Below are 4387 nucleotides of genomic sequence, written 5' to 3'. Positions count from 1 at the left end.
GACGAGGCCGAGCAGGCGGAGATCGTGGCCACCACCCTGGCGGTGCTGGACCAGCCCGGCTTCGAGCCGCTGTTCGGCCCCGGCAGCCGGGCCGAGGTGCCGGTGGTCGGCCTGGTCGAGGGCCGCGCATTGTCCGGCCAGATCGACCGGCTGGTGGTGACGCCCGATTCGGTGCTGGTGGTCGACTACAAGACCAACCGCCCGCCGCCGGTGAGTATCGAGTCGGTGCCGCGCGCCTATCTGGTGCAGATGGCCGCCTATCGCGCCGCGCTGCGGCTGGTTTATCCAGGCCGCACAGTGCGCTGCGCGCTGCTGTGGACCGAGGGTCCGAGGCTGATGGAACTCCCGCCCCCGACGCTGGACCGGCATGCCCCGGGCGCATCGGCTTGACCTTGTTCCGTTCCCCTCCCTACCCTATCTCCACGTGGTGAGGTGGCGTCCCGCCCCTAAGCAAGGAATTCCCATGAGCACGAAGCCCGTCTCGGATACCAGCTTCGAAACCGATGTCCTGAAGGCCTCGGGTCCCGTCCTGGTGGACTTCTGGGCCGAATGGTGCGGCCCCTGCAAGATGATCGGCCCCTCGCTGGAAGAGATCGCTTCCGAGCTGGGCGGCAAGGTCAGCATCGTCAAGCTGAACATCGACGACAATCCGCTGACCCCGGCGAAGTACGGCGTGCGCGGCATCCCGACCCTGATGCTGTTCAGGGACGGCCAGGTCGCCGCCACCAAGATCGGCGCCGTGCCGAAGACCGCGCTGTCGCAGTGGGTCGAGAGCAATCTCTGACACCCGCGCCACGGTCCTGAATGCGAAGAGCCCCGCCGCAAGGCGGGGCTTTTTCGTAATGTCTGCCCCCGCCATCAACGCAAGGAGGCGGAGCCGACGAAGCAATCCATCGTCCAGCAAGGGCTGCCGCATGGATTGCTTCGCTGCGCTCGCAATGACGGTCTCGGGAATTCCAAGGAGGTCCCGCCAGGCGGGAGAGGCAACGCGAGAGACGCTCGACGCCGCGCCCTATTCCACCTTCTCGCCCGGATAGGCGCCCCAGAACGACGCCCGGCGCATCCAGCCGCGATAGCCCTTGAGGTCGACATAGCACCAGTCGGCCTGCGCCCCGTCGCCCGGGCAGCGCAGCAGCGAGCCCAGCACCCCCGGCTCCGCCTTCGCCATCAGGCCCGAGCTTTCGCTGGGTTCGTTATAGATCGGCTGGTCCTCCTTGCCCGTCACCACCAGGGTGCGCCGGCGGGTCAGCAGGGCCTGGTGGACCCAGCCCTCGATCCCCTCCCAGTCGCGCACCCGGCGCCAGGTGTCGAACTCCGCGATCACCTCGACCGGCAGGCCCTTCTTGCTGACCACCCATTCGACCGGATAGCGCTCGCCCGGGCCGGTGCGGAGATTCACCTCGTCCGAGCGCAGGGAGACGAATCGCGGCACCGGCTGGCCGCTGCCGGCGGCATGGGCCGCGAGCGGCACGGCCGCGGCGAAGGCGAGGAACAGGGCGGTGACGGATCGGCGCATGGGGCTCCGACTGGCGGCGGTCGATGCCGACACAAGAATCCCGGGCGCCGGCCGCGTCAAGTGCGTCCGTAGCGGCGCATGATCCCGGGCAGCCGCTCGATCGGCAGGGCATGGCTGACCCGGCCGTTGCGGCCCTGCGTGGTCTCGGCGGCGCAGAGCGAGTTCCAGATCGCCTCCTCCGTCCCCTCCACCACCGCCGCCATCAGCGGCTGCAGCGCGAAATCCGGCAGCATCCGCAGATTCTCGAAGGGAAGCGCCCGGCTGGTGTCGGTGGCCTGGCCGAGGTCGTTGCCGGTGGAGAAAGCGATGAACACGTCGCCGCTGCCCGGCCAGCCCAGGCCGCCGCAGCGGGCCAGGCCGAGGCCGGCGCGCTGCGCCAGCCGCCTCAGCTGGTGCGGGAACAGGGGCGCGTCGGTGGCGATGACGACCAGGATCGAGCCCTCGACCCGACGCTCGGTGAAGCAGCTGGGCACGTCGGTGACCGGGATCTCGCGCCCGACCGGCACGCCGTCCAGCAGCAGCCGGTCGCGGTCGCCATAGTTGGTCTGCACCAGGATGCCGACGGTCCAGCTCTCCCCGCCCTGGGCGACGATGCGCGACGCGGTGCCGGTGCCGGCCTTGAACTCATGCGCGTTGGTGCCGGTGCCGCCGCCGGCGCAGCCTTCCGCCACCGGGTCGGCCGTGGCGCGGCGCAGCGCCTCCATCGCATGGTGCGGCCGCAGCACGAAATGCTCGCTTTCCGACAGCCAGCCGTCATAGGTCTCGGACACCAGCGGCATCTTGAAGTCGGCGCCGGTGGCCAGCGTCACCTCGGCATCGACCATGCCCTCATGCACCGCGCCGATCGAGAAGGTGCCGGTCAGGGACAGCGGGCCGCACAGCAGGCCGAACTCGTTGATCCAGGTCAGGCCGGTGACCTCGCTGTTGCCGTTCAGCACATGGCCGGCGGCGAACAGGTTGCGGCGCCAGATCTCGCCATCCTGCGGCACGATCGCGGTGATGCCGGTGCGGATGATGTGGGGTGATTCCTCGACCAGGGTGACCTGGCCGACCAGCACGCCGGGCACATCGGTGATGCCGTTCTTCGGGCCGGGCGGCAGCGTGCCGATCGACAGACCCAGATCCCGCAATCGCGCGCGCGCCATCCCACCCTCGCCGTGACACCGGGGCCTCGCCCCCGCGCCTGGGTAGCAGGCCGGGCCGGCGCGATCTACGCCCCGAATGGGGTGGAATGGGGATCCCAAAAAGAACGGGCCGACCCCATGGCCGGCCCGAGTTGAACAGGGAGGTTCATGCACGATGCGGACGTGCAACCGTAGAACGCCTCGCAAAAGGGGAGGTTCCCACCCCCCCGAAATTTTTTGCTTCTCCCGTGGGCGCGACCGGAAATTGCCTGTCCAATGAGCGCCGTGCGCTCCTATGAGCAGGTTCGGCCCATTTCAGCCCAGCGCGGCGTCGAACAGCGCCGCGTAATCCGCCTGGGTGACAGGGCGGGCGTTGCTGGCGGTGGAATGGTCCTTCAGCGCCCCGGCGACGACACGGTCGCGATGCGCCTCGGTCACCCCCATCTGCCGCAGGGATTTGGGCAAGCCCAGCCGGGCATTGAGGTCCTCGATCGCGGCGGCGAGGTCGGCCTCGGCCGCCAGCCCCATGGCCACGGCCAGCCGGGGGTACTTGGCGCCGGCCGCCGGGGCGTTGAAGCGCAGCACCGCAGGCAGGATCACGGCGTTCAGCGTGCCGTGATGCAGCACCGGGTCGGGGATGGCGCCCAGCGCATGCGACAGGCCGTGCACCGCGCCCAGCCCCTTCTGGAAGGTCAGCCCGCCCTGCAGCGCCGCCATCATCATCTCGCTGCGGGCTTCGAGGTCGCCGCCATCCGCCACCGCCCGCGGCAGGAAGGTCATGGCCCGGCCGGCGCCGTCCAGCGCGATGGCGTCGGCCGGCGGGTTGTACCGCGGCGACAGGAAGGTCTCGATGCAATGGGTCAGCGCGTCCATGCCGGTGGCGGCGGTCAGCAGCGGCGGCAGGCCGAGCGTCAGCTCCGGGTCGCAGATGGCGCGACCCGGGATCAGATGCGGGCTGATCAGCGCCAGCTTGCGGCCGTCGCGCAGGGTGATCAGGGCGCCGCGCCCGACCTCGCTGCCGGTGCCGGCGGTGGTCGGGATCGCCACCAGCGGCGCCACCGGGCCGATGCGGCCGGCACCGCCCTCGATCAGCGCGTATTCGGCCAGCTGGCCGGCATGAGTGGCGCGCAGGGCCACCGCCTTGGCCAGATCCATGGCCGAGCCGCCGCCGAGCGCCACCAGCCCGTCGCAGGCGCCCTGTTGGAAGGCCTCGAACGCCGCATCCACGGCGGCCTCGGTCGGGTTGCCCGGCGTCTCGGTGAAGACCGCGTGCTCCGCCGGCAGCATCCGGCGCACCCGGTCGAGCAGCGGCAGCCGGGCGATGCCCGGATCGGTGACCAGCAGCGGTTTGCCGATGCCGAGCTCCGCCAGCTCCTGCGGCAGCAGCCCGACCGCGCCGGCCCCGAAGCGGGTAGTAGTGAGATAGGTGATGGTATCGGCCATCGGTCCTCGTCCTTGGCGTTTCCGGGGTCGAGGAAACCCTAGAGGATGCGGCGCCGCACCGGAAGCCGGCGGCGACCTTTGCCGTGCGAGCCACTAGGCTGGCACGGTCGTCATCCGAATCGCGGGGCATCGCATGCGGCGCCTGGCCTTCCTGCTGGCCGTCCTGGCCCTGACGGTGCTGACCCAGATCGGCGGCGCGGTGCTGATCCTGGCCTGGCTGTTGGGCCGGACGCTCGTGCCGAAGGGCGGGCGGCGCGGCCTGGCGGTGCTGGCGATCTTTGCCGCGCTCTATGCCGCCGCGACC

5 protein-coding genes are annotated in these 4387 nt (G+C 70.6%); 2 read left to right on the top strand and 3 right to left on the bottom strand.

Translation table 11 applies throughout. The features are described from left to right. Both P409_RS27740 and trxA read left to right on the top strand, forming a co-directional pair. Positions 1 to 390, top strand: a 390-nt coding sequence (locus tag P409_RS27740) for a PD-(D/E)XK nuclease family protein (RefSeq protein ID WP_034846020.1), incomplete at its 5' end; no start/stop codon positions are given. Positions 391 to 463: 73 nt separating this feature from the next. Then, positions 464 to 784 carry a thioredoxin TrxA gene (gene trxA, locus P409_RS27735; RefSeq protein ID WP_034846018.1) on the top strand — a complete coding sequence of 107 codons (321 nt, stop codon included), beginning with the start codon at positions 464 to 466 and terminating at the stop codon, positions 782 to 784. 228 nt (positions 785 to 1012) lie between these two features. Here trxA and P409_RS27730 read toward each other — a convergent pair whose 3' ends face one another. The 3 genes from P409_RS27730 to P409_RS27720 form a co-directional block, all read right to left on the bottom strand. Next, a complete protein-coding gene (locus P409_RS27730; protein WP_034846017.1) occupies positions 1013 to 1516 on the bottom strand; it encodes an SH3 domain-containing protein in 504 nt (167 codons plus the stop codon). A 56-nt stretch (positions 1517 to 1572) separates the two neighbouring features. Further along, the gene (locus P409_RS27725) at positions 1573 to 2661 is read right to left on the bottom strand and encodes a P1 family peptidase (protein ID WP_034846015.1); all 1089 of its coding nucleotides are present in this window, start codon (positions 2659 to 2661) and stop codon (positions 1573 to 1575) included. Positions 2662 to 2955: 294 nt separating this feature from the next. After that, positions 2956 to 4083: an iron-containing alcohol dehydrogenase gene (locus P409_RS27720; protein ID WP_034846013.1), complete on the bottom strand. Its 1128-nt coding sequence runs from the start codon at positions 4081 to 4083 to the stop codon at positions 2956 to 2958. Between the last annotated feature and the right edge of the window lie 304 nt (positions 4084 to 4387).

It is taken from the genome of Inquilinus limosus MP06, assembly GCF_000767795.1.
GTDB lineage: Bacteria > Pseudomonadota > Alphaproteobacteria > DSM-16000 > Inquilinaceae > Inquilinus > Inquilinus limosus_E.
Note: the sequence above shows the minus strand (reverse complement) of the source record. Positions and strands in the feature narration are given on the sequence as shown.